The sequence below is a fragment of the Chitinophaga solisilvae genome (assembly GCF_009928525.1).
Classification (GTDB): Bacteria; Bacteroidota; Bacteroidia; order Chitinophagales; family Chitinophagaceae; genus Chitinophaga; species Chitinophaga solisilvae.
The window spans coordinates 18,494-40,623 of sequence record NZ_JAABOK010000007.1 but is presented as its reverse complement, the minus strand read 5'-3'; the positions used below and the strand labels follow the sequence as shown (position 1 = coordinate 40,623).

Here is a 22,130-nt window from a genome sequence, read left to right as displayed (position 1 = left end):
CCAATGGGTTCTTCGCTTTTATCTTCTGTCATCTTCGCTACTATCTTCGCTACTATCTTCGCACCTCATTCGTAATTCGTAATTCGCAATTCGTAATTTTCTCATAACGCCTCTCCAATCCCTATATTTGCAATATTATGAAAAGAGTCATTGGTTTATTTTGCTTACTACCCCACCTGATACAGGCGCAAACGATTCCTGAGAAGCATTATCCGCAGGGCTTTTTCAGGAATCCGTTGAATGTTCCGATAGAACTGGCGGGTAATTTCGGGGAGCTGCGTCCGAATCACTTTCATTCCGGCATGGATATGAAAACACAGCAGCGGGAGAATCTGGCGGTACATGCGGCGGCAGATGGATATGTGAGCCGTATTGGTGTATCGCATACAGGTTTTGGAAATGTGTTATATATCACTCACCCTAATGGTTATACGACCGTATATGCGCATCTGAACAGCTTCTTCCCCGCATTGCAGGCTTATGTAAAGCAGCAGCAGTATGCAGCAGAGAGCTGGGCCAGCGACCTGACCATACCGGAAGGCAGGTTCCCCGTACGTAAGGGCGATTTTGTGGCGTGGAGCGGTAATACCGGCGGATCTGCCGGCCCGCACCTGCATTTTGAAATAAGAAATACACAGACCGAAAAACCGCTGAATCCGCTGCTGTTCGGATTCGATATTGCTGACTCCCGCGCGCCGGATGTATATCGTATAGCCGTTTACGATATGAAGAAAAGCCTGTATGAGCAGCAGCCGCTGATGTTGCCGGTGAAAAAGGTAGGCACTACCTATGTGACTACCCAGCCGTTGATTAAAGTAAAGTCAGATAAAATAGGGCTGGCGCTGAATGCTATTGACCGCATGAACAATGCCCCCAATACCTATGGTATCTATGAGGTGACCCTGCTGCATAACGGTGCGCCGGATATAGACTTTCAGCTGGATAACATCGGGTACGATGAAACCCGCTATATCAATGCACATGTGGATTACAAGCTGAAAAAGGGCGGAGGCCCGTACATGCAGCTGCTGTTTTCTCTGCCAGGTAATGAACTGGATATTTACCGCGACCTGAAAGGAGATGGTACCATTAACCTGCAGGACGGCGCAGTACATGAACTGCAGATGCTGGTGAAAGACGCGTATGGCAATACTTCCACCGTGAAACTGAATGTTCAGTACAACGAAACGGAAGAAGGAGAGAAGACCTGCGCCAATACCATGTACCCGGATTCCCGCAACATCTTTGAAAACAACCAGGTGGAATTTTTCCTGGATGAAAGAGCACTATACGATCATATCTGCTTCAACTACCTGGAAGTCCCCACCACAGCTCCGAAGTCTGTTTCAAATATTTACCGCCTGCATTCCGCCCTGGTGCCGGTGCACGACTTCTTCGATGTGCGCCTGAAAGCAAACCGCCCGGTGCCGGAATACCTGCAATCAAAAATTGTGATGGTGCGGGAGGCGCTCGGCAGTGAGAATACATCAGCTACTACCCTGGAAAACGGCTGGTATAAAGGACGGTTCCGCGAGTTCGGTAATTTTCACCTGGAGATAGATACCATTGCTCCAAGAGTTACGCCGGTGGCGGTAAAGCCTGGCGCTAACCTCGCTAAGGCCGCAAAGCTGTCTTTCGTGATGAGCGACGCCAGCGGTATTAAAAATTACCGCGCTGAGCTGGATGGTAAATGGCTGCTCTTCTCCCGTAAGGGGAATACGCTTACCTATTCTTTTGATGACCGTTGCGCTCCCGGCAATCATGTGCTGGTAATGAAGGTCACAGATATAGCAGGTAATGAAGGCGTATACCGTCTTTCTTTTAAAAGATAGATATCCTGACAATCATTGTTTTAAAAAAATATAATTACTATGACAAACTTACAAGAAGGAGATAAAGCCCCGGTTTTTAAAGGCAAGGATCAGCATGGCAAAACCGTTTCGCTGACAGACTTTAAAGGCAAGCGCGTGGTATTGTATTTCTACCCGAAAGATATGACCCCTGGCTGTACTGCTCAGGCCTGCAACCTGCGTGATAACTATGATGTATTACTGAAGAAAGGTTATGTAGTGGTAGGAGTAAGCACCGACAGCGAACAAAGTCACCAGAAATTCATTGAGAAATACGATCTGCCATTCACCTTGCTGGCAGATGAAGACCATAAGATCGTTAATCAGTATGGTGTTTTCGGGGAGAAGAAGTTTATGGGCAAAGTATACGATGGAATCCACCGCACTACTTTCCTGATCAATGAAAATGGCGTGATCGATCACATCATCAGTAAGCCGGATACCAAGAATCACACAGAAGAAATCCTTGAACTCTGGGAAAAGAAGCAATAGCATTTGATTATTTGATTATTTGAGATTTTATATTCAATAAAAAAGCCCGCTGAACTGTTCAGCGGGCTTTTTTATTGAATATAAAATCTCAAATAATCAAATAATCAAATAATCAAATAATCAAATAATCAAATAATCAAATAATCAAATAATCAAATAATCAAATAATCAAATAATCAAATAATCAAATAATCAAATAATCAAATAATCAAATAATCAAATGACTATCGTTTTTGTCTTTGTTTTCTGAAGAGGTTACCGGTTTTGAACTTGTTACCTTCAGGGCTACCTACGCGGTCCATGGCGCAGCGGAAGCCAACGGTGTTAGTGGCCATGTCTTCCTGCATGTAGCGGCGGGTGCCGGGTGAAAGCCAGTAGGCGCGGTCATTCCAGCTACCACCTTTGATCACGTGTGTTTTATCGTTGATCAGGGAGGTGAAACCGTAACCATATTCCACCTGGGAGAGGGAGTCGCCATCGAGGTAGTTGATTACATCGCCTTTCTGGTAGTTGAGGCGGTTAGCGCTTTCCTCGTCGGTTACATCACGCATTTTCAGGTGACCCAGGCTGTCTTTTTCGAACTCTTTGTTTTCGTTCTGGTAAACAGTCTGGAATTTATTACCACGGAAGTAGTTGAAGTCTTCCCCGTCGATCGGGTTGAGTGGTCTGTACACATCCAGTACCCATTCTGCAACGTTACCTGACATATTGTAGATACCGAAGGTGTTAGGATAGAAGGAGCGGGTAGGGCCAGGGATGGAAGCACGGTCGTTCAAACCGCCGGCCACACCCATGTTATCACCGGAACCACGTTTGAAGTTGGCCAGGAACTGACCCTGCATGGTACCGCGGCGGATATCGCGCAGGCCGCTGGTGTTGGTGCCCCAGGAGTATACCTGTTTGTTCATGATGAGCTCTTCCCCGTGTTTACCTTCTTTTTTGGAAGGACCAGGGTTCTGACCGATGTAGCCGAGTGCAGCATATTCCCATTCAGCTTCTGTCGGGAGGCGGTAGCTGGGTAACATCACGCCGTCCTCAAACTGAGCGGTGCGTGGAGTACCATCAGGGTTTTTGAACTGATCCTTGGTAGTTTTGGACATTTTACCCGGAGTACCTTCATATAAACCGGCGCTGTAGGCTTTGGTATCGAAAGTATTATCGTCTGACTGATTGGTAATATCTGCTTTGGAGAGCAGACCCTTGTCCATCAGCATTTTTTCGTTTACACGGTTGGAACGCCATTTACAGTAGTCTGTGGCCTGTTTCCAGCTAACACCTACCACCGGATAGTCGTTATAGGCCGGGTGGCGGAAGTAATATTCTACCAGCGGCTCATTATATGCCAGCTCACTGCGCCATACCAGGGTATCCGGTAAAGCGTTGCGGTATACATCCGGGAATGACTCGCCGTAAACGCGGGCCAGCCAGAAGAGATATTCGCGGTAATGAACGTTTGCTACTTCGGATTCATCAATGTAGAAAGAGGAAACTGTAATACGACGCGGAATATTGTTCCAGTCGCCCATTACATCCTGCTCGGTGGCTCCCATGGCAAAAGTACCACCTTGTACAAATACGAGGCCGGGACCAGTTTGCTGGTTTCTGTTCTTTGCTACACTGAAACCACCCATTTTCTGGTCGTTATAGTTCCAGCCGGTAGCAGACGATACTTCTTTCTTTTTGCCGAATAGTCCTCCGCCGTCTTTGTGACAGGCCGTCATGGATAGCATTACGCCGGTACCTACGAGCAATGATAAAGAGGTTAATCTACGCATGCGATACAGCTTTAGTCGATTATATTTACAGTAAACGCAAATGTAATCTTTTTTATTTTATGGCGAAAAAAATTAATTTGTAATTTGTGCTTATAAGTCAATACTCCCTTCACATCAGATAGTAATACTGTAGCGAATATATACAGATATATTTAAATTATTTATGTTATATTTTCTTTACCTTGACCTATCTTTCAGTAGCCAGCTTTCAAGATAATGAAACCCAGGTATATTTTCCTGGTGACCATGGTTATTTTTTTATCCGGATATACCATCGTTACAGGACAGCGTACATACAGTCAACACAGCATCCTTGCCCGCGGCAGCTGGCATAAACTGGCTGTTACCGCTCCGGGTATCTATAAGATAGACATTCCTCTGCTGAACAGTATGGGAATAACCGGCAACCTGCCCTCAGCAGCCCTCCGGTTGTTCGGTTCCGGCGGCGCCATGCTGCCCGAAAGCTGCGGACAGCCCCGTTACGATGACCTGCCGGAAGTAGCCCTGCACATAGAAGACGGTAACGATGGCTTTATTAACGGTAACGACTATATCCTTTTCTACGCTCCCGGTACCCATCGCTGGCTATATAACGCAGTACAGGGTGGTTTTATGCATCAGCATAACCTATACAGCGACACGGCCTGGTATTTTATCAGTACCGGCGATGATGGCCTGCGGATACAGCAGGATAACAACCCGGCTGCCGGAGCGGTAACCGTCCGGGATTTCGATTACCGTGTTTTCTATGAAAGAGACAGCATCAACTTTTTACAAAGCGGAAAACAATGGTGGGGGCAGGAATTCGGTAAGGTATCGGGCAATAGCCGTACCTATGACTTTCAGCTGCCGGCGGCGCCTGCCGGCCCTGTCACCGTCAGCATCCGCGCGGCTGCCCGCGGTGCTGCCGGCAGTAACTTCCGCGTAAGCCTCAATAATACCGCCGCCACAGAAATATACCTGCTGCCCGTGGGAGGCAGCGTCTTTGAATCGATAGCTACTGCTGCTGCCGGCAGCGGCCAGGCGGTCGTTAACCAGGCGGCTGTACAGGCAGGCGTTACCTTCCTGCCCGGAGATCTGAATGCCAAAGGCTGGCTGGACTACCTGGAGATAACAGCCCGCTGTCCCTTGCAGCTGCCGGCATCCGGGGCGCTTTCTTTTCGCAGGCCCGTTACCGTAGGCCAGGGAGAGTCTGTGCGATATGTTCTGCACCATGCCACCGCAGAAACGCAGGTCTGGGATGTAACCGATCCGCTGCGGCCGGTGGCAGTGCGCGGGCTCCTGGCCGGCGATTCCCTGGCGTTTAGCCGTTCGGGTGACCGGCTGCGGGAATTCATCGCCTTCGGTAGCAGCGATATGCGCAAACCCCTGCCTGCAGGGGCAGTGCCTAATCAGGACCTCCACGGAGCTGCAAAAGGGGAGATGATTATTGTTACCGCCCCCGCCTTTATCAGCCAGGCGCAGCGTATAGCTGCCTGGCACCGTGCCCGTGGTATGGCAGATGTGGTAGTAGCCACCACCAGCGAAATCTACAACGAATTCGCCTCCGGAAGCCCGGACCCCGCCGCTATACGTGATTACGTGAAAATGTTCTATGACCGGGGCGTTGCCCCCCGCTACCTGCTGCTCTTCGGCGCCGCCTCTTACGATTACCGGCAACGCATTAATAACAATACCAGCCTGGTACCTGCCTGGCAAAGCGAAGCCTCGCTGGACGCCATACGGTCACATATGTCAGATGACTTCTTCGGGTTCCTGGATGATGCGGAAGACATCTCCCGTACAGATATTACCAATCTTCTGGACATCAGCATCGGCCGCCTGCCCGCCCGTAACATCACAGAAGCTACCCTGGCAGCAGATAAAATCATCCGCTACCACCAGCCCGGCGGCTTCGGGGAATGGCGTAACCGCGTCACCTTGCTGGCAGATGATGAAGATGATAACCTCCACTTCGATGATGCAGAAATAATGAGCAGTACCCTCATAAAAAGCAATCATCTCCCCAACATCAGTAAAATATACATAGATGCTTACCCGCAGGAGGCTACCCCCCAGGGCAGCCGGTCGCCGGAAGTAAACCGCGCCCTTGCCACCACCATCAATAAAGGCACACTGGTGCTGAATTACAACGGCCATGGCAGCAGCTCCCGGCTGGCAGAAGAAACGGTGATGGATGAAAAAAGTATCGACAGCTGGCAGCATGAAAACAAGTTGCCACTGCTGATTACCGCTACCTGCGACTTTGCGCCTTTTGACAACCCTGCGGTGCAGTCGCTGGGCCATCAATTGCTCATGCAGCGCAGCAGCGGAGCCATAGCACTCATGACAACAACAAGGGCTGTTTTCGCCAACGCCAACAGGGTGATGAACAGCAACTACCTGCAGGCCCTGTTCACCCCGCTGCCGGATGGTACGATGCCTCCCCTGGGAACCGCAGCCATGCAGGCTAAAAACCTCACCTATCTTACTTCCGGTGATGTCATCAACAACCGGAAATTCCAGCTGCTGGGAGATCCGGCGCTTACCCTCGCGTTTCCGCACTACCGGGTGGTGACAGACAGTATCAACGGGCGCGCAGTCACTACCGGAACAGATACCCTGCGGGCGCTGCAGCATTGCACTATAAAAGGCCATATTGCAGATCCGCTGGGTAATCCCGTTCAGGATTTCAATGGGGCGCTCACAACTACCGTATTTGATAAACCAGCCACCCGCAGGACAAGAGGGAACGATCCCCGCAGCCGGGCCGCTGACTATCAGTTGCAGCAACAGGTATTGTTCAAGGGTACCCAGACCGTGCAGGACGGGCAGTTCATAATAAATTTCACTGTGCCGGCAGATCTGCAGCAAGGTAACGGGATGGCTAAAGTCAGCTACTATGCAGCGGGAGCGCAGGAGGATGCCGGTGGTTATTATGACAGGCTGACTACCGGCGATAAAGCAGGTGCTGTTCCGGAAGATAAAAAAGGGCCGGATATAAAGCTATGGCTGGATTCCAGGGCATTTGTGAACGGAGATATCACCGGGCCGTCGCCGGTATTGCTGGTGGAACTGGCAGACAGCAGCGGTATCAGTATATCCGGTAACAACCCGGCGCATAACCTGGTGGCAATACTGGATAGTTTAGAATATTTTACATTAAATGATTATTTTGAGGCATCTTTGAACGAATATAGAAAGGGGGAGATACGGTTTCCATTAACAGGGCTGCCGGCCGGGGAACACCGTATCACGGTAAAGGCATGGGACACCCATAATAACGGCGCTACCAGTACACTATCCTTTAAAGTTGCAGAACCAGGTACATTGGCCATTGAGGAAGTCACAAATTATCCTAATCCTGTTTCCCACTCAACCAGATTTACTTTTTTGCATAACCAGCAGGGGCAAGAACTTCAGATAGCGTTACAGATTTTTACAACAGACGGGCGTTTAGTTAAGACAATGCACAACACAATAATTTCCGGAAACAGTCGTTTTGATGGAATCCCCTGGGATGGGCGGAGCGAATCGGGAGCGAGATTACCCGCCGGCATTTATATTTACAGGCTGATCATTGGCAGTAGCGGTAAAACCAGGGCGATGGGTGGAAAAATGGTATTATTATGACCTATGCAGAGAGACAAATTTTGCCGTTATCCCTTATCAACCCCTTTTGTAGTAATATTAATAAATAAGTTTATTTTTACACCCTATCAAAATTCGAACGTTGCATGATCCGAAAGGTAACTTTGAGCCTTGTGTTCATTTACAGTACTTTCACTAGTTTTGAAACCTCAGCCCAAACTATAGACTCTACTGGTCAGTTAGATGGCCGTACCAATACTATTAACACTGCGGTGCCATTTCTCAGGATCACACCTGATGCACGTAGTGGGGCCATGGGAGACGTGGGCGTAGCTATTGCTCCTGATGCATCATCCATTTACTGGAACCTGTCCAAACTGCCTTTTGCACAAGCCAAATCCAGTCTTGCAGTCACCTACACCCCCTGGTTGAAGGAACTGGTAAACGATGTTTTTCTTGCTACTGTCAGCGGTTATACAAAACTGGATGAATACCAGGCCATCTCCGCATCATTACGCTATTTCTCACTGGGTACCATCAACTTCAGGGATGTTACCAATCAGGACCTCGGCGACTTTCACCCGCGCGAATTCGCATTCGATGCGGGATACAGCCGTAAGCTGTCAGAACACTTCTCTGTGGGGCTGACCGGCCGGTACATTTACTCTAACCTCGCCGGCGGGCAATCCAACGGCAGCGTGACCATTAAACCCGGTAAAGCGTTTGCCGCAGATATCTCTGCCTTCTACACCAAAGATTTTGAAAAGGATGACGGTACCGTGAATAAACTGAATTTCGGTGTCAATATCTCCAATATAGGTACAAAGATCTCCTACACCAGCTCGGCGCAGAAAGACTTTATACCTACAAACCTGGCTCTCGGTGGCGCCTATACGCTGAGCCTGGATGAAGCCAATCAGCTCACCTTCGCGCTGGACATAAATAAACTGCTGGTGCCAACTTCAACGAGAGGAGACAGCACCTACAAGGACAAAAGCGTTCTGCAGGGCATCTTCAGTTCTTTCGGCGATGCGCCCGGCGGCTTAAAGGAAGAACTGCAGGAGCTCATGTACTCTGTAGGCATGGAATACTGGTATAACCAGCAGTTTGCCGTCAGAGCCGGTTATTTCAACGAAAACAAGAATAAAGGTAACCGTAAGTATTTCACCGCAGGTATCGGTATCAAGTACGATATCTTCGGACTGAACTTCTCTTACCTGGTGCCCTCCGGTTCCGGTATACAGCGTAACCCGCTCTCCAACACCCTGCGGTTTACCCTGACCTTCGACCTCGGCGCCAGAGATGATGAGAGCAGAACCGGCTGGTAAGCTACTGCGAAATGATATACAACGAATCCCTCCGTTTTTCGCGGGGGGATTTTTGTTTATAATGGCTTACCTTGCGGGTTGGCAAAAACGTTTTAAAAAATAAGATATGAGTAAGATACGCATTGGCCAGGGCATAGATTTCCATCAGCTGACAGAAGGACGTGACTTCTGGCTGGGGGGCGTGCTGGTGCCACATCACAAGGGAGCGCTCGGGCACAGCGATGCCGATGTGCTGCTGCATGCCATCTGCGACGCCATGTTAGGTGCGCTCGCGCTGGGCGATATCGGAGTACACTTTCCGGATACGGACAATACCTACAAGAATATCGACAGCAAAATACTCCTGGCCCGCTGTGCGCAGCTGATCGGGGAAAAAGGGTATAACGTAGTGAATGTAGACAGTACCCTGTGCCTCCAGGCGCCCAAAATAAAGCCGTTTGTACCGCAAATGCAGGCTGTCATTGCAGAAATACTGCGCCTCAGCATTGAGGACGTTTCCATTAAAGCCACCACTACAGAGAAATTGGGATTTGTGGGAAGAGAAGAAGGCGTAACGGCACAAGCCGTCGTATTACTGGAAAAATTCAATTAACTGCGAATCACGGATGATGAATGACGAATGGCAGGCAGAGATCAAACAGAATGTTAAAATTCCCTGTGCTTTGATCTCTGCCCGTCATTCGTCATTTGTTATGCATAATTCGTAATTAATTTAAAATATCTTTGTTCAATGGCTGATATTATTGTGAAAATTATCAACAAGTCGGATAACGAATTACCGGCTTATGCAACTGCACAAGCGGCAGGAATGGACCTCCGCGCACACCTGGAAACCGCCATCACCCTGCAGCCACTGGAACGTACCCTGGTACCTACCGGATTGTTTATGGAACTGCCCGCAGGATATGAAGCCCAGCTCCGCCCCCGTAGCGGCCTGGCCATCAAACAAGGGCTTACCCTGCTCAATACGCCTGGCACGATAGATGCGGACTACAGAGGAGAGATCAAAATTATTATGATCAACTTGTCCAACGAACCACAAACCATACAACCCGGCGACCGTATCGCACAGATGATTATCGCGCCTTTTGTTCAGGCAAAGATGGAAGCTGTGGAAATGCTTACCACCACTGAACGTGGCAGCGGAGGCTTCGGTCATACCGGTAAATCCTGATAGATGCGTATATTCCTGACCGTTATAGGACTGGCCGGCATATTGTTGACAGGCGCGTGCAGCGGAGCCAAAAAGGTATCCGCCCAGCGGTCCTCTTCCCTGAAAGATCCTGCCGTAGTGGAACAACGGGCCGACAGCCTGTTTTTCGCAGCACAGCGTTCCAAAATGCTGGGAGACTACCGCACCGCTATCACCCAGTATTCCGACTATCTGCGGCTCAATAAGAATAACGCTACCGTGTATTACGAACTGGCAAGGCTTTTTATTGAAGTGCAGAATCCCGGCTATGCCCTGGGATTTGCCCGCAAAGCCGCTGCCCTGGATAATTCCAACCACTGGTTTCAGATAACCCTCGCTGACGCATTTGCCGTAAACGAAATGTACGACAGCGCCGCCGTCGTATTTCAGCAACTCACAGCAAAATATCCTGAAAGCGAAGATTATCTCTACAACCGTGCTATGTTCCTGGCTAAAGCCAATAAACCCGCCGACGCCCTCGCCGTACTGAATGAACTGGAGAAAAAGACCGGCGTGGTGGAAGAACTGATCTACCAGAAACAAAAACTGTTACTGAAGATGAGTAAGGTGGAGGAAGCTGCCGCCGAAATTAAAAAACTGGTGGACCTCAACCCCCAGGAGATGCGCTACAACTACCTGCTGGCTGAAGTATACGATGCCAACGACAGGATCAAAGAAGCATCCGACATCTACAACACCATCCTGCTGAAGGATCCCGATAATGCCAGGGCGCTGATAGGACTGGCTTCCTACGCGAAGAAAAGAGGAGACATGCGCAGCTACCAGGACTACCTGACCCGTGCATTCGCCAACCCCGGCTACAGCATCGATGAAAAGGTGGCGTATGTTTATCCTTATCTGCAGATGCTGCAGCTGGATTCCGCCAAACTCGTGGAAGGCCTGCAGCTTACGGATCTTATTGTAAAAGCACATCCCGGAGATGCCAAATCATACGCCCTCAGAGGCGATATGTACTCACAGGCGGATATGCTGGACAGTGCGCAGCAGAACTACAGCAAAGCCCTGAGCCTTGATTCCAGCCGCTTTTCCGTCTGGTACCAGCTCATGTGGATATACTCCCGCAAGGAAGATCCCAACGCATTGCTGGCACTCAGCAATACTGTGACCACTAAGTTTCCGCAGGAGTTCATGGGCTTCTATTTCAAAGGAGTGGCCAGCTTCCTGCTGCAACAGTACCCTGCTGCCATCGCATCGCTGAATGAAGCGCTGAAAACAGGGAACGGAGAGAAAAAATTCCAGGCAGACGTCCACTCACTGCTGGGAGATGCCTATCACGCTACCGGCCAGCATCAGCTGTCTGACAGCAGCTACGAGCACTCCCTGTTGCTGCGCCCGAAAGATGCGCTGGTACTGAATAACTACAGCTATTACCTGTCTCTCCGCGGAGAAAACCTCGACCGGGCTGCTGAAATGTCCAGACGCTCACTGGAAATTGAACCGAACAGCCCAACCTACATGGACACCTACGCCTGGATATTATTCCGTCAGGATAAATTTGAAGAAGCAAAGCTGTGGATAGAAAAAGCATTGCAATACCCGGAAGCCCAGCAGAATCCGAATGTGCTGGAGCATTACGGCGATATACTGTTCAATCTGAAAGATGTCACAAAAGCGGTAGAATACTGGCAGAGAGCCAAAGACAAAGGAGCTAACTCCGTTGGCCTTGTCCGTAAAATCGCTGAGAAAAAATATATTCAATAACGGTCACCATTTAACTTCAGTCGGCAATCCGCCACCTGATTCACTTGTAAGAAGATTGCTAAAAGCAAATAGCTGCATGAAAAGAAAGATACTTTTTTTAACAGGAATAATCAGTCTGGGTCTGTTCGCCTGCCGCCATCCTAAAAAGCTGGCCCGTACTACCTTTCCGGCTACAGATACCAGCAGGGTTATTGCACATAAAGACACTACTTCCGAAGAAGATCGTAATAAATTTATTGGCGATATGCTGAAAGGCATACACAGCAAGGAAATCGTGTTCAACACCTTTTCCGGCAGGGTAAGACTGGGATATGAAGATGAAAGAAAAAGCCACAATAACCTGACGGCCACCATCCGCATGAAGAAGGATAGTATCATCTGGATTTCTGTCAGCGCCCCTATCATTGATGAGGTGATGAGAGCCGTTATCACTCCAGACAGCCTGAAACTCTATAACCGTATGGAAAAGCAGCTGTTTCTCCGGAAGATGTCCGACGCAGAGGAACTCCTGAATATCCCCTTCGATTTTAAAACCATGCAGGACCTGTTGATCGGCAATCCTGTGTATCTGACGGATTCTGTTTTTGGTGTGGTGAAAACGCCGTCCATCATATCTTTCAGCTGCGAACATCCTAAATTCATCAGCCTGTTTAATGTATTTGCAGATGATTTCGGATTACAGCAAAGCAAGGTGATGGATAAAGACAGCACCAATCCGAATAAACGCTCCTGTGAGCTGACCTACGGCGACTATACAACCGTGGCCGGGCACCGGTTTCCGACTGTGCGCAGAATTTTTGTTGAAGAAAAAAGCGTCACCAAAATTGCGCTGGACTTCACCCGCTATGATTTCGACATACCGTTGAGCTTTCCGTTCAATACCCCGGCAAGCTACAAGCGGATGTAACAACATTCCGGTAAATGTCGTCCTCATAAACTAATAAACATCGTATATTTATCGTTTATATACTTAAACCTGATTTTAATTGCAGTTACTAAAATAGTCATGTTGTATTTGAAGAAGATTATCCCGTTTATATTGATGATGTGGTTAGTGCCTGCAATGCTGGCGGCACAGAGCAACGGGCAGCAGTCGCGGGAAGAACTGGAGCGCAGGAAAAAGGAGCTGCAGAAGGAAATCGAGGAAGCGAACCAGCAGCTGAAGGAAACCAAGAAATCCACTAAGGAGAGCCTGGGCCAGCTTCGTGCACTGCGTGATAAAATCACGCTGCGCTCACGACTCATCAACAATATCAACGAAGAAATCAACTTCATCAACGGAGACATCAATACTGCCGCCCGCGATGTAAAAACATTGCAGAAAGACCTGGACACCCTGAAAGCCCAGTATGCACAGCTGGTGATCTATGCCTATAAAAACCGCTCTTCCTACGACATGCTCAACTTTGTGTTTTCTGCACAGAACTTCAACGATGCCGTAAAGCGCTTTCAATACCTGAAACAATACCGCGAATACCGCCGCCGCCAGGCCGACAATATCGTGTCTACCCAGGATCAGCTGAACAGAAAAATCCAGAACCTGGAGAATCAGCGGGTGAAACGCTCCGAAACACTGAAAACAGAGCAGGACGAACGAGCCACACTGGAAACAGATAAGAAGGAAAAAGACGAAGTACTGGCCAAGCTGAAAGGACGCGAAAAAGAACTGGTAACAGATATTAACCAGCGTAACAAAGACGCACAGAAAGTACAGGCAGCCATCCGCGCGGTAATCCGCCGTGAAATTGAAGAGGCACGCCGTAAAGCCATTGAGGAAGAGGCTGCCCGCCGCAAAGCCGCAGAAGAAAAACGCAGGCGTGAGGAAGAAGCCCGTAAAGCTGCACTGGCCGCCGCCGCAGAAAAAGCCAGAGCTGCCGCCGCTGCCGCTGCCAACAACAATAATAACAACGCCGCCAATAATACCCCCGCGCCGGTGAAACCAGCACCGGAACCTGTAAAACCAGCACCCGCACCGGAACCGGAAAAACCGGTGACCCGCAGCGAAAACGTGCTGGAAGCTACCCCGGAAGCACTGGCATTATCAGAAAGCTTTGAAGCCAACCGCGGAAAACTCCCATGGCCCGTAGATGCCGGTAATATCATCGAACATTTCGGTATACACCAACACGCGGTAATGGAACATATACAGGTGCCTTCAGATGGTATCGTTATCGCCACCAACAAAGGCGGCGCCGTGAAATCCATCTTCGACGGAGAAGTAAAATCAGTAGTAGTAATGCCGGGATCAGGATATGTGATTATTATCCGTCACGGACAATACTTTACCACCTACGTACGCTTGCAGACTACCCGCGTGAAAAAAGGAGATAACGTGAAAACCGGACAGGTAATAGGTACTGCCAGCGTAAATGATATTGAAAACACCGGTGAAGTAGAACTCCAGATCTGGAAAGGAGTAACCAAACAGAATCCGGAGCAGTGGATAAGAAGACGATAGCATTTAGTTATTTGGTTATTTGAGATTTGGTTATTTGATTGACGGATTTTGGAATTTTTTAGTTTTGAAATTTAAAAATGCAGCGGAGTTATACGCGAAAATCTTTGCTGCATCTTTAAATTCCAAAATCAAAAAATTCCAAAATCCGTCAATCAAATAACCAAATCTCAAATAACCAAATCTCAAATAGAACCCGCTTACTAAAACATTATTTTTTGAGAAAGTTGATCCCCCTTTTAATGGCGTTGTGGCTGTTACCGGCAGTGTTGTATGCACAGCAGGGTAAGCGGCCTACACGTGCGGCGCTGGAGAACCGTAAGAAAGAGCTGTTAAAGGAAATAGAAGAAGCTACCCGTTCACTCCGGGAAACCAAGAAATCAACAAAGCAGAATATTGGCCTGCAACAGGAACTGCAGCAGAAAATTGATACCCGTAACACCCAGATAGCAGGTATTAATGCTGAAATAAGCCAGATAGACGGAGATATCAGCAGTACTAACAGTAACGTACAAACGCTGGAGCGGGAGGTCGATTCTCTCCGTGCCCGCTATGCACAGCTGATCGTATATGCCTGGAAAACCAAAGGCTCCTATGATATACTGAACTTCCTGTTTTCCGCAACCAGCTTTAATGATGCGTTGCGCCGCTATCAATACCTGCGGCAGTACCGCGAAAACCGTCGCCGCCAGGCGGAAAACCTCTTATCCACTAAAGTATTGCTGGGACAGAAGCTGCAAAGCCTGGAAGAATTGCGGGCTGCCAAAGCCGGTGCACTGTACTCGGAAAAGAAAGAGCGTGTAGCCCTGATCGTTAATAAGAAAGAAACAGATCAGACTATTGAACAGCTGAAAGATAAAGAGAAAGAGCTGCAGCAGAATATCAATAAAAGCAGGGCAGAAGCGCGTCAGGTGGATATAGCCATCCAGAATGCGATCCGCCGGGAGATAGAGCTGGCGCGTAAACGGGAGCTTGCTGCCGCTGCCGCACGTAAAAAGGCTGCTGAAGCCAAACGCCGCGCACTCAGGGAAGAAGCCAGGAGAAAAGCCATCGCCGCTGCAAAAAAAGCAGGTACCAAACCTAAGCCGCTGCCTAAAGTAAAAGAAGAAGAAGAGGAGCCGGAAGTAGCCGCTACACCTAAAGAAGATGTGCTGGCTGCCACACCGGAAGCGATGTCATTATCCCGCGACTTTGAAGCTAACCGGGGCAGGCTGCCATGGCCCGTGGATGCCGGCAGGATCACCGGTCATTTCGGAAAAGGCAATATCGGTAAGGTGGAAGTGGAACACAGTGGTATTGTAATAGCCACTGCCAGAGGTGCTGCGGTGAAAGCCATCTTCGACGGCGAAGTAATTATGGTGTTTTCAGTTCCCGGCGCAGGGTATATGGTCACCCTGCGCCATGGAAAATATTTTACCAACTATGTCAGATTAGTAGATGTACGTGTCAGCAAGGGCATGTCTGTAAAACGAGGTCATGTGCTGGGCGCCGCTGCTGCCGGTACTTCCGGTGGCAACGGAGAAATAGAATTACAGATTTACCGTAACATGGTACAACAAAATCCCGAAAGATGGATACGTAGCCGTTAAAGCAGCTGCGCCTGCTGTTGTAATACCTGTTCGTACAGGGCCTCATACTGCGGGATGATATTATCGATATGAAAGCGCTGCGCCTGTGCCAGCGCGCCTTTGCGCACCTTTGCCAGCAGTTCTTCATCCTGCAGCAGTTTCAGGGCATGGGCCGCCATACCGTCCACATCGCCAACATCACTCATGTAGCCGGTCTGGCCAGGAATGTTGATTTCCGGTAAGCCGCCTGCATTGGAGGAAATCACCGGAACCTGGGCAGCCATCGCTTCCAGGGCAGCCAGACCAAAGCTTTCGTATTCTGATGGCAGGATGAACAGGTCGCTGACTGACATCACATCTTCCAGCTGTTCCTGCTTACCTACAAAACGAACATCTTCACAGATACCCAGCTCACGGCACAGGCATTCAATAGCGGGCCTGTCTGGTCCATCGCCTACCAGCAACAGTTTGGCAGGAATCTGCTCTCTTACCCTGGCAAATACCTTCACCACATCGGGTACCCTTTTGACCTTACGGAAGTTGGATACATGCAGCAGGATTTTTTCGCCGTTGGGGGCGATAGCATTTCTGAAATGCGGCATCTCCCTGCGTTTGAAACGTTGTGTATCTACAAAGTTGTAGATCACGGATATATCTTTTTCAATCTGGAAATACTTGTAGGTTTCATCCCGCAGGTTTTCCGATACGGCTGTGATAGCATCCGATTCATTGATGGAGAAGGTTACCACGGGAGCGTAGGTTTTATCTTTCCCCACCAGCGTAATGTCAGTGCCATGAAGCGTGGTAATAAAAGGTACCACTCGTCCCTGTTTGCTCACAATCTGTTTAGCCATATATGCGGTGGATGCATGAGGGATGGCGTAGTGAACGTGTAGCAGGTCCAGCTTCTGATTGAGGATTACATCCACCATAGTACTGCTGAGCGCAGATTCATAAGGCGGAAAATCGAAAAGCGGGTACGTAGGTACCTGTACCTCGTGATAATAAATGTTCGCGTGAAAAGCATTGAGCCTTACCGGCTGCTGGTAGGTAATGAAGTGCACCATATGGCCTTTGTCTGCCAGGGCTTTGCCCAGCTCCGTAGCCAGTACTCCGCTACCACCGTATGTCGGATAACATACTATTCCTATGCGCATGATCTTTTTTTTAATAAAACGGAAAGCCGAAAAAATTGCAATGACGGAGGATGGCAGATGATGAAAGCCACCGGCCGGATTGCTTTGCTACAACGAAGGTAACGCTACATTTCGAATTACCGGAACCGCCAAAACCATTTATTTGTTATTTGTATTCACCCCGCAATTAGTTAGTTTTAGAACCAAATTTTGCCGCTTATGAGAAAATACCTTTTGCCAATTATGTTCGCCTGTGCTTTACCGGTGACAACGATGGCCCAGCAGCAGTCAGATTCCTTGGTATTACGGCAGCTGGCTGACGAAGTGCTGACGCATAGCACCGCCTACGAAAATCTGCGGGTACTCACCAAAACCATCGGCGCCCGCCTGGCAGGCTCCCCTCAGATGGTGAAGGCGGAAAAATGGGGATTTGAGGCCCTCAAAGCCGCCGGCGCGGATACCGTATACTACCAGGAATGCATGGTGCCCCACTGGGTCCGCGGCGCGAAGGAAGAAGCCCGCATCATCTCCCGGTTGCGCGACTTTGTACCGCCGCTCAATGTGCTGGCCCTGGGCAACTCGGTGGGCAGCGGCCCCAAAGGTATTACCGCTCCTGTACTGGAAGTAGCTTCCTTTGAAGACCTGGAAGCCAAAAAAGACCAGGTGAAAGGCAAGATCGTCTTTTATAACTATCATTTTGCGCCTACCCACATCAAAACGTTCCATTCCTACCGGGATGCCTACATTTACCGCTCCCACGGCGCCAGCCGCGCGGCTAAGTACGGCGCGCTGGCGGTAATTGTACGTTCTATGTCGCACGGCGCCAATAACTTCCCGCATACGGGCGCTATGGCCTACGACTCTGCCTTTCCGAAAATTCCGGCAGTAGCTATTGGTCTGCAGGATGCAGACCGTCTCAGCAAGAGACTGGAAACTGATAAAAGCATGCAGGTATTCCTGCGTACCAATTGCCAGATGCTGCAGGATACCATCGGACATAATGTAGTGGCGGAACTGCGCGGCAGCAAATACCAGGACCAGTTCATCACAGTGGGCGGCCACCTCGACTCCTGGGATGTATGCGAAGGCGCACATGACGACGGCGCCGGCTGCGTGCAGTCCATTGAAGTGCTGAGAGCTTTTAAAGCCCGTGGTATCAAACCTTTACGTACCCTGCGCGTAGTGCTTTTTGCCAATGAGGAAAATGGTACCCGCGGTGCACGTAAATATGCAGCCCTGGCCAAAGCGCGCGGCGAAAAGCATATCATGGCGCTGGAAAGCGATGCCGGCGGCTTTACACCAAGAGGATTCTCCTCTACCATGCCGGCAGATAAACACGCCATCATGGTCAGCTGGAAACCGCTGTTCCTACCCTATGGGCTATACGACTTTGAAGAAGAAGGCGGAGGTACGGACGTAGGCATGCTGCATGCAGCAACCGGCGCTCCGATGGTTGAACTTTCTCCCGACTCACAGCGTTATTTTGATATTCATCATGCTGCCTCCGATGTGTTTGAAGCCGTGAATAAACGGGAACTGGAATTAGGCGCGTTCGGCATGGCCGGCCTGATTTATATGGCAGATCTATACTTTTAAATCATAAAACAGCAACATGGGCCGGTTCGTTTTTATTGTCGTTACGATCATCATCCTGATACTGGGCGGCATCTTTTTTTATAAATTCTATTTTGTATTCGGACAAGGGGTGAAGGCAGGAGAACTGAACTATTTCGTACAGAAAGGTTACGTCTTCAAAACCTACGAAGGAAAACTGATTCAGTCCGGCTACAAGGGCCAGCGGGCAGGCACTATCCAGTCCAATGAATTCCAGTTTTCTGTCGGCAGTGAAAAAGTAGCCCAACAGCTAATGACCGCCAGCGGCAGGTTTGTGGAACTGCATTATAAAGAATACCTGGGGGCGCTCCCATGGCGCGGTTACAGCCCTTTTATTGTCGATAGTATTATTAGTATATCTGAACCGAACAGGAACGTGGCACCGTGATGATCATGTGATTATTTGGTTATTTGAGATTTGGTTATATAAAATGCAGCGGAGATCTAAGCGTAATAATTTGCTCAGATCTCCGCTGCATTTTATATAACCAAATCTCAAATAACCAAATAATCACATGATACTATCGGGCATACAGCAAAAATATCGCCGGCTTCTTATGCAGTTCCGGCAGCGCCTTTTTCCATTCCCGGATAGTTTTTGTTTTGATGTATTCGTCGGGAGCAGTGATGTCGCAGGCGATGCAGAGGCGGGTGTTATCCCGGCAGTGGTCCAGGATATCTTTCAGCAGCTGGTTATTGCGGTAAGGTGTTTCAATGAAGAGCTGCGTTTGATTTTTTCTGTCAGATTCTTCTTCCAGCTGCCGTAACATTTTACCTCTTTCCGGTTGTTTGATGGGAAGATAGCCGGTAAACTGGAAATTCTGCCCGTTCATTCCGGAGGCCATGAGGGCCAGCAGCATGGAGTTAGGGCCGATCATAGGAATAACGCGGGCGTCTATACTATGGGCCGCCTGTACTACGAGGTGGCCGGGATCGGCTATGGCCGGGCATCCGGCTTCGCTGAGGATGCCTATATCTTTCCCTTCCTGTAATATTTTTTTCGCGAGCGCTACATCCGGCGGCTGGTTTTCATGCATGGGCAGCAGTTGCAGCTCATCAATGTTGATATTTCTGTCCAGCGCTTTCAGGTAGCGGCGCGCAGTACGTTCATTTTCTACATAGAACACGCGCAGTTGCTGCGCAATGGTGGTGATGTAGGCAGGAATGCTGAACAGGGCGTCCGGGCTTAACACGGTAGGAATCAGGTACACTTTGCCTGTTGCGCTCATTATATCAGTTTTTTATGTTGTAAATCAATGGTGGCGGCAATGACGGCGTAAGACGGCGCCAATACCCAGCCAACTACCGGTACCAGCATGAACACATAGAATACCATTCCGTTACCCAGGGCCATGCCACGGTGCTGACGTATAAAGTTAATACTTTGAGACATCGTCAGGCGATGACGTTCACAGGAATAATCCATCATAGAAAATCCATAGAAGTAGGATTCAATGAAGAAGCCTATCATGGGGGTAATCCAGCCTACCACCGGAATGAAAGATACTACCAGCAGGATAAGAATAGCGGCAGTCTGATATACCAGGTTGCGGCAAGACATGCGGATACCTCGCCAGATGTCCTTGCCAAGCTGCTCCCAGCTGAAGGGAAAGTCACGGTGCTCCAGTATGGCCTCTGTTTTTTCAGATAGCCAGGAGAATACGGGAGAAGCTACTATGAGAAACAAATATTTGAAATAGGAGAAATACCAGAGCACGAATATTATTCTGACAGAAAAGGCCACCAGTATAAATAAAAAGCTCAGCCAGCTGCTTTCCAGGTCCTGTACCCATTCGGTGATGTGCATCAGGCGGGTCAGGTATTCAATGAAATATCCTGAATAACTCCAGACAAAGAACAGTCCTGAAAAGAAAAGCAGGCAGAAAATGACGCCCGGGATGAGTATCCACTTCCATAATTTATGCTGTATGATAAACTGATGGGCCTTTCCATAAGACTGTACAGCTGATAGCACCTCTCTGAATGAAAACAACGTTGTGTATTTTAAGTGACAGAATTAATTTTTATTATAACCTCTGGTTATTGAGGGATGAACGAAACTAAGGCAAAAATATTTTAAAATGATCCGGGAAATATGGATTTAGGTTTTTGTTCACTGTTTTTCTTCGGGTATTGGTTATAAAAAACCGCGCAGAACGGGTGCTGCACGGTTCGGGTATCTTTCAGTTCACATGATAGTTATGTCAGGCAGTATCCTTGTCAGAAGCGGGGACAGAGCGTTTTATACTTATTGTTCTCGTTCCTGGTATGAATATAAATAAGCGACAGTTCTATACCTCCGCGGTATTGTGATGCCGCTTTCAGGGAAGACATGTTGGTATCATAGGAAAGGCCCACCTGGAAGCCCTTTATTTCCATACCGATATACGGGATGAGCGCATCTTTCAGCCTGCAGAATGCACCGAGGTAAAAGATAGTAGGGTTATCTTCCATATCGCTGAGCGCAAAGCCATAGGCGCCGCCGAGCGCAAATTCAGAGGCGGTGCTTTGCTTCATGTACAGTACACTTCCATGCAGGCGGTCTTTGCCGTTTACTGGTACAGACCCGCCACCATGCAGTGTCCAGCGGTAGCTGAGGCGGTTCTGGGTAATATCCATGAATGATTCGGTGGGCTGGGTAATATGGTAATAGGAAGCGCCCAGGTATATATTGGAGGCTTCGCCGATTAGGCCATTATATAATATACCGATGTTGGGATCGAAATAGGATATTTTAGGATTCACGAGGGTTTCGCCACTGGGGATAGCCGGATTGAAGCCATTGTTATCAATCTGCGATTCAAACTGCAGCTTGGAGTTGTCCAGTCTCTTCTGTACCAGCGTTCCCTGCAAGCCAATCGCCAGTGTGTGGTTGCCTTCCGGGTCCAGTCCTTTATGGTAGGCCGTACTCATTGAAAGGTAGGTGGACGTCAGCGCTCCACCGCCTGTTCTGTCATACATAGCCATCAGACCAACACCCCAGATATCCGTATACGAGATGGTATTTTTCAGGATGCCGAAATCGATGGCTGCCGTACCGGTCACAAACGGAGAAGCAATGCTGCGCCATTGTGAACGATAGTTACCTGATATACGGTAATCACCTGAAAATAAACCGGTAAACGCCGGGTTAAGTGTCAGCGGAGAGGCAAAAAACTGTGAAAAATGCGGGTCCTGTGCCCGTAACGGATTTAAATAAAGGAATATGGCCAGGAATAGTAAAGCTCTTCTCATAAAATAAAGCTTAAAGCATAGGGTTTATGCAATGGTGGTGAAGGTACACCAATTATGTCATATTTCAAATTAAATCCATGTATAAAAAACTTTATAGAACAATTGCTCATAAAAATTTTCCATTTTCTCATCCGGATATTTTCCTGTTGAAAAATTTCAAAATGAGAAAATGGAAAAATTCTTTGTTATAAATC

At 48.8% G+C, this 22,130-nt stretch carries 17 protein-coding genes; 12 read left to right on the top strand and 5 right to left on the bottom strand.

Going from position 1 to position 22,130, the window contains the following annotated elements:
• Window positions 1–137: 137 nt before the first annotated feature.
• Both GWG06_RS15630 and bcp read left to right on the top strand, forming a co-directional pair.
• Window positions 138–1,832, top strand: a complete 1,695-nt coding sequence (locus GWG06_RS15630; protein WP_160714329.1) for a M23 family metallopeptidase — start codon at window positions 138–140, stop codon at window positions 1,830–1,832.
• A gap of 39 nt (window positions 1,833–1,871) precedes the next feature.
• Entirely contained in the window at window positions 1,872–2,342 is a 471-nt protein-coding gene (gene bcp / locus GWG06_RS15625; protein ID WP_160714327.1) for a thioredoxin-dependent thiol peroxidase, read from the top strand.
• Between the two features lie 224 nt (window positions 2,343–2,566).
• Here the strand turns inward: bcp and GWG06_RS15620 are convergent, their stop codons facing one another.
• On the bottom strand, window positions 2,567–4,117 hold the full coding sequence (locus tag GWG06_RS15620) for an SUMF1/EgtB/PvdO family nonheme iron enzyme (protein WP_160714325.1): 1,551 nt from the start codon (window positions 4,115–4,117) through the stop codon (window positions 2,567–2,569).
• Between the two features lie 216 nt (window positions 4,118–4,333).
• On the opposite strand from GWG06_RS15620, the gene porU reads away from it, so the two are divergent.
• The 8 genes from porU to GWG06_RS15580 all read left to right on the top strand — a co-directional run bounded on the left by porU (window position 4,334) and on the right by GWG06_RS15580 (window position 15,973).
• Window positions 4,334–7,729, top strand: coding sequence for a type IX secretion system sortase PorU (gene porU, locus GWG06_RS15615; protein WP_160714323.1), 3,396 nt, complete (start codon window positions 4,334–4,336; stop codon window positions 7,727–7,729).
• Between the two features lie 104 nt (window positions 7,730–7,833).
• The gene (gene porV / locus GWG06_RS15610) at window positions 7,834–9,015 is read left to right on the top strand and encodes a type IX secretion system outer membrane channel protein PorV (protein ID WP_127037696.1); all 1,182 of its coding nucleotides are present in this window, start codon (window positions 7,834–7,836) and stop codon (window positions 9,013–9,015) included.
• A gap of 106 nt (window positions 9,016–9,121) precedes the next feature.
• Window positions 9,122–9,607 carry a 2-C-methyl-D-erythritol 2,4-cyclodiphosphate synthase gene (ispF, locus tag GWG06_RS15605; protein WP_127037698.1) on the top strand — a complete coding sequence of 162 codons (486 nt, stop codon included), beginning with the start codon at window positions 9,122–9,124 and terminating at the stop codon, window positions 9,605–9,607.
• A 138-nt stretch (window positions 9,608–9,745) separates the two neighbouring features.
• Entirely contained in the window at window positions 9,746–10,189 is a 444-nt protein-coding gene (gene dut / locus GWG06_RS15600) for a dUTP diphosphatase (protein WP_127037700.1), read from the top strand.
• Between the two features lie 3 nt (window positions 10,190–10,192).
• Window positions 10,193–11,929, top strand: coding sequence for a tetratricopeptide repeat protein (locus tag GWG06_RS15595; protein WP_160714321.1), 1,737 nt, complete (start codon window positions 10,193–10,195; stop codon window positions 11,927–11,929).
• Between the two features lie 76 nt (window positions 11,930–12,005).
• Window positions 12,006–12,836, top strand: a complete 831-nt coding sequence (lolB1, locus tag GWG06_RS15590; RefSeq protein ID WP_127037704.1) for a lipoprotein insertase outer membrane protein LolB1 — start codon at window positions 12,006–12,008, stop codon at window positions 12,834–12,836.
• Between the two features lie 108 nt (window positions 12,837–12,944).
• Window positions 12,945–14,387 (top strand): murein hydrolase activator EnvC family protein, encoded by a 1,443-nt coding sequence (locus GWG06_RS15585; RefSeq protein WP_160714319.1) that lies wholly within the window; start codon window positions 12,945–12,947, stop codon window positions 14,385–14,387.
• A gap of 215 nt (window positions 14,388–14,602) precedes the next feature.
• Complete coding sequence (locus GWG06_RS15580; protein WP_127037708.1) at window positions 14,603–15,973, top strand: murein hydrolase activator EnvC family protein; 1,371 nt, start codon at window positions 14,603–14,605, stop codon at window positions 15,971–15,973.
• Here the strand turns inward: GWG06_RS15580 and bshA are convergent.
• Complete coding sequence (bshA, locus tag GWG06_RS15575; RefSeq protein WP_127037710.1) at window positions 15,970–17,109, bottom strand: N-acetyl-alpha-D-glucosaminyl L-malate synthase BshA; 1,140 nt, start codon at window positions 17,107–17,109, stop codon at window positions 15,970–15,972. The two genes, GWG06_RS15580 and bshA, sit on opposite strands and share 4 nt — an antisense overlap.
• 198 nt (window positions 17,110–17,307) lie before the next feature.
• On the opposite strand from bshA, the gene GWG06_RS15570 reads away from it, so the two are divergent.
• Window positions 17,308–18,684: a M20/M25/M40 family metallo-hydrolase gene (locus tag GWG06_RS15570; protein ID WP_160714317.1), complete on the top strand. Its 1,377-nt coding sequence runs from the start codon at window positions 17,308–17,310 to the stop codon at window positions 18,682–18,684.
• Between the two features lie 16 nt (window positions 18,685–18,700).
• Window positions 18,701–19,090: a hypothetical protein gene (locus GWG06_RS15565; RefSeq protein WP_160714315.1), complete on the top strand. Its 390-nt coding sequence runs from the start codon at window positions 18,701–18,703 to the stop codon at window positions 19,088–19,090.
• 133 nt (window positions 19,091–19,223) lie between these two features.
• Here the strand turns inward: GWG06_RS15565 and GWG06_RS15560 are convergent, their stop codons facing one another.
• From GWG06_RS15560 to GWG06_RS15550, 3 genes are all read right to left on the bottom strand, one after another.
• Window positions 19,224–19,931, bottom strand: coding sequence for an SAM-dependent methyltransferase (locus tag GWG06_RS15560; RefSeq protein WP_160714313.1), 708 nt, complete (start codon window positions 19,929–19,931; stop codon window positions 19,224–19,226).
• A complete protein-coding gene (locus GWG06_RS15555; RefSeq protein ID WP_127043397.1) occupies window positions 19,931–20,695 on the bottom strand; it encodes an EI24 domain-containing protein in 765 nt (254 codons plus the stop codon). The genes GWG06_RS15560 and GWG06_RS15555 overlap by 1 nt, the downstream gene beginning before the upstream one ends.
• Before the next feature lie 227 nt (window positions 20,696–20,922).
• Entirely contained in the window at window positions 20,923–21,936 is a 1,014-nt protein-coding gene (locus GWG06_RS15550) for a PorP/SprF family type IX secretion system membrane protein (protein WP_127043396.1), read from the bottom strand.
• Window positions 21,937–22,130 lie beyond the last annotated feature (194 nt).